General features: G+C 66.1%; 1 protein-coding gene. It reads right to left on the bottom strand.

The window, feature by feature from the left end; translation table 11 throughout:
• Positions 1-3,172 (bottom strand): condensation domain-containing protein (locus tag AC5Y5W_RS24790; RefSeq protein ID WP_500022655.1); only part of this gene is annotated, 3,172 nt, incomplete at both ends.

The following is a 3,172-nucleotide window of genomic DNA, read 5'->3' on the forward strand; positions in this document are numbered from 1 at the left end:
CGCCGCCCCGGCCTTGAGCACCGCCAACATCGACACGATCGCCTCGATGGAGCGCTCCAACACCAACGCCACACACTCACCCGGGCCAGCGCCCCGATCAGCCAGCAAGTGCGCCAACCGATTCGCGGCCTCGTCCAGCTCGCGATAGGTCAGCGAACCGCTGCCCGCGGTCACCGCAACCGCCTCCGGCGCACACGCCACCTGGGCGGCGAACAACGCCGGGACCGAAAGCGCCGGCAGCACGGATTGGGTTAACACCATCCGATTACCCAGCGCATCCAACCGCGCATGCTCGCCCTCATCGAGCGCATCCACTGACGACAACGGCTGCCCTGGATCGGCAACCATCGCCGCCAACACCCGCTCCAACCGCTCGACCAACGCTTCAACACTCACCGCGTCGAAGACATCGGTGTCGAATTCGACGCGCAGGCCGAGTTCGAGGCCCGGGCGGGCCGCCACCGTCAACGGGTAGTGGTTGTGTTCGCGACTGTTGACCTCGGTGATAGCCCACTCGTGGTCGCCCAACAATGCCGCGGTGTCGATCGGGTAGTTCTCGTACACGAACAAGGTGTCGAAAAGCTGTTCGTGGCCGGTGATGCGGTGAATTTCGTTGAGCGCCAAATGCTGGTGCTCAAGTGTGCGGTTCTGAGTGTTTTGCAGCTGGTCCAACAGGTCGGTGGTGGTGGTTGCCGGCGTAACGTTCGCCCGAACCGGCACGGTATTGATCAGCAGCCCGACCATCGATTCCGCCCCGGCAATCTCGGCAGGCCGCCCCGAGACCGCGACGCCGAAGGCGACATCGTGGTGGCCGGTCAGCCACATCAGCGACTGCGCCCAGGCGCCTTCCAGCACAGTGTTGACGGTGGTGTGGCAGGAGCGCGCCAGCTCGCTAAGGGCCCGCGTGGTCTCCTCGGACACGCGAAACGCTTCAACGCGTCGCGGCCCTAGCCCTAATCGGTCTGGCGGGCCGACCAATGTGGGCGCGTCAAAGCCAGCGAACGCCTCACGCCACGCCGCGCGGGCAGCGTCAAGATCCCGACCGGCCAGCCACGTGAGAAAGCTGCGATACGACCCGGCTGCCGGCAGCCGCTGCCGGTGATAGCTGGCGAAGATCTCCTGCAGCAGGATCGGCAGCGACCAGCCGTCGAGCACGATGTGGTGATTGGTGAGCACGAACCGGTGCCGGTCTGGTGCGCTGCGGATGAGGGCAGCCCGAAAGACCGGCTGGCCGTCGAGCTCGCAGACCGCCGCGCGTTCGACGGCACACAGTCGCTGCATCTGCTCGTCGACATCGAGGTCTTCGCCGTCCAGCTCGACATAACGCCATCCCGCCGCGGGATCAGCCGGGATGATCTGGACCGGCTCGTCAAACCGGTCACAGAATCGGGCCGCCAGGTTGGGATGCCGGGCAACGACCGTGTGCACGGCATCGCGCAGGCGGTGCTGGTCAAGGGCACCGGTCACAGTGAAGTCCAGCTGCACCGCATATATATCGTCATCGCTGGCCTGTGCGGTGTTGGCGTGAAAAAGCAGCCCCTGTTGCAGGGGGGTCAGCGGCAAAACATCGGCAATCTCATATTGCTGGTGGAGCTCGTCGATCTGCTGCTGGCTTACTCGAGCGGGCGCGATATCGGAGGGGGTCAGGCCGCCGCCGCCCTGGCGGACGTGGGCGCAGATGCCGGTCAGGGCGTCGAACCACAGCTGGCTGAGTCGGCTGATTTGGGTGTCGTCCAGCGCCGAGGGGGCCCAGGTCCAGGCGGCGTGCAACTGCGGACCGGCCTCGGTGTCGACGGTGCCGGCGTTGAGTTCGACGGTGTGCCCCAGTGGCATGGGTATCGCTGCGGCGCTGGTGACTGAGACGCCATCCTGGCAGATACGCCACTCAATCCCGTCGGCTATCGGGGCGCCCAGTCTGCCGAGGTAGTTGAATCCGATGGTGGGGTCGGGGCCGGTTAGGTCGATGTCGGGGTTGAGGTAGCGCAGCAGTCCGTAGGTCAGGCCCTCGGGCAGGGCGCGCAGTTGTTCTTTGGCGTCTTTGATGACTGGGCCCAGGGCGGCCTCGCCGGCGATGACCTGCGACCAGTGCAGCGCCCCGAGGTTCAACGCCACCGGATATTTGGTGGTAAACCAGCCCACCGCACGAGACAGGTCAATATCGGGTGCGAGCTCGTCGTGGCGGCCGTGGCCCTCGACATCGATGGCCAGCGGCGTAGCAGTGGTGTCGAGCAACTGCGTCAACGCCAAGCCGTAGGCGATCAGCAAGATGTCTTGGATCCCGGCATGAAACGCGGCCGGGACCTCACCGAGCAGCAGGCGGGAGGTCTCGACATCCAACGCAGCGGTCAAATGCCCCGCGTTGGCATAAGTGTCGTGCTCGGGCTGCACCGCGGGTAGCGCCGAGGGGATCGCCACCACCTGCCGCCAGCGATCGGCCTGCTCGACCACCACCGCCGACCGCGCATGCTCGTTCAGCAGCGAGGCCCAGCGGGCAAAGGAGGTTCCGGTCACCGGCAGCGCGATCGGCTGGCCGTGATGATGTTGGGCCCAGGCGATGTTGAGGTCTTCGAGCAGAATCCGCCACGACACCGCATCCACGGCCAGGTGGTGAATGATCAACGCCAGCTGACGCGTCGAGGCCGCCCACAGTGTACTGACCATCACCCCGGCAGCCGGATCCAACATTGAGCGGGCCGCCACCAGCGCCTCATCACCCAACACATCCACCGACACCAGGTGTGGGCGTACGGATCCCGCTTCGGGCACCTGCAGCAACCACCCACCGACACCGTCATCGGCGACGCGGCACCGCAGCATGGCGTGGCGATCCAGCAGCGCCTGCACCACCACCGCCACATCGGCCTCAGTCACCTCGGGCGGGGCTTGGAGCAGCACCGTCTGGTTGAACTGATCCACCCCACCGCCGCTGCGCTGCACCTCGTGCAGCCACGCGATGATCGGAGTGCTCGCCACCGCACCAACACCCTCATCGACTGGGCCGATCTCACCGCCGGTGACCGTCACCACCGAAGCCAGCCGGGCCACAGTCTGCTCGACGAAAATGTCGCGCGGTCGACACAGCACCCCCGAGGCCCGGGCCCGGGCCACCACCTGCATCGACAAAATGCTGTCCCCACCCAGATCGAAGAATGAGTCATCGACCCCGACTCGC

The organism is Mycobacterium sp. NGS51, assembly GCF_059812525.1.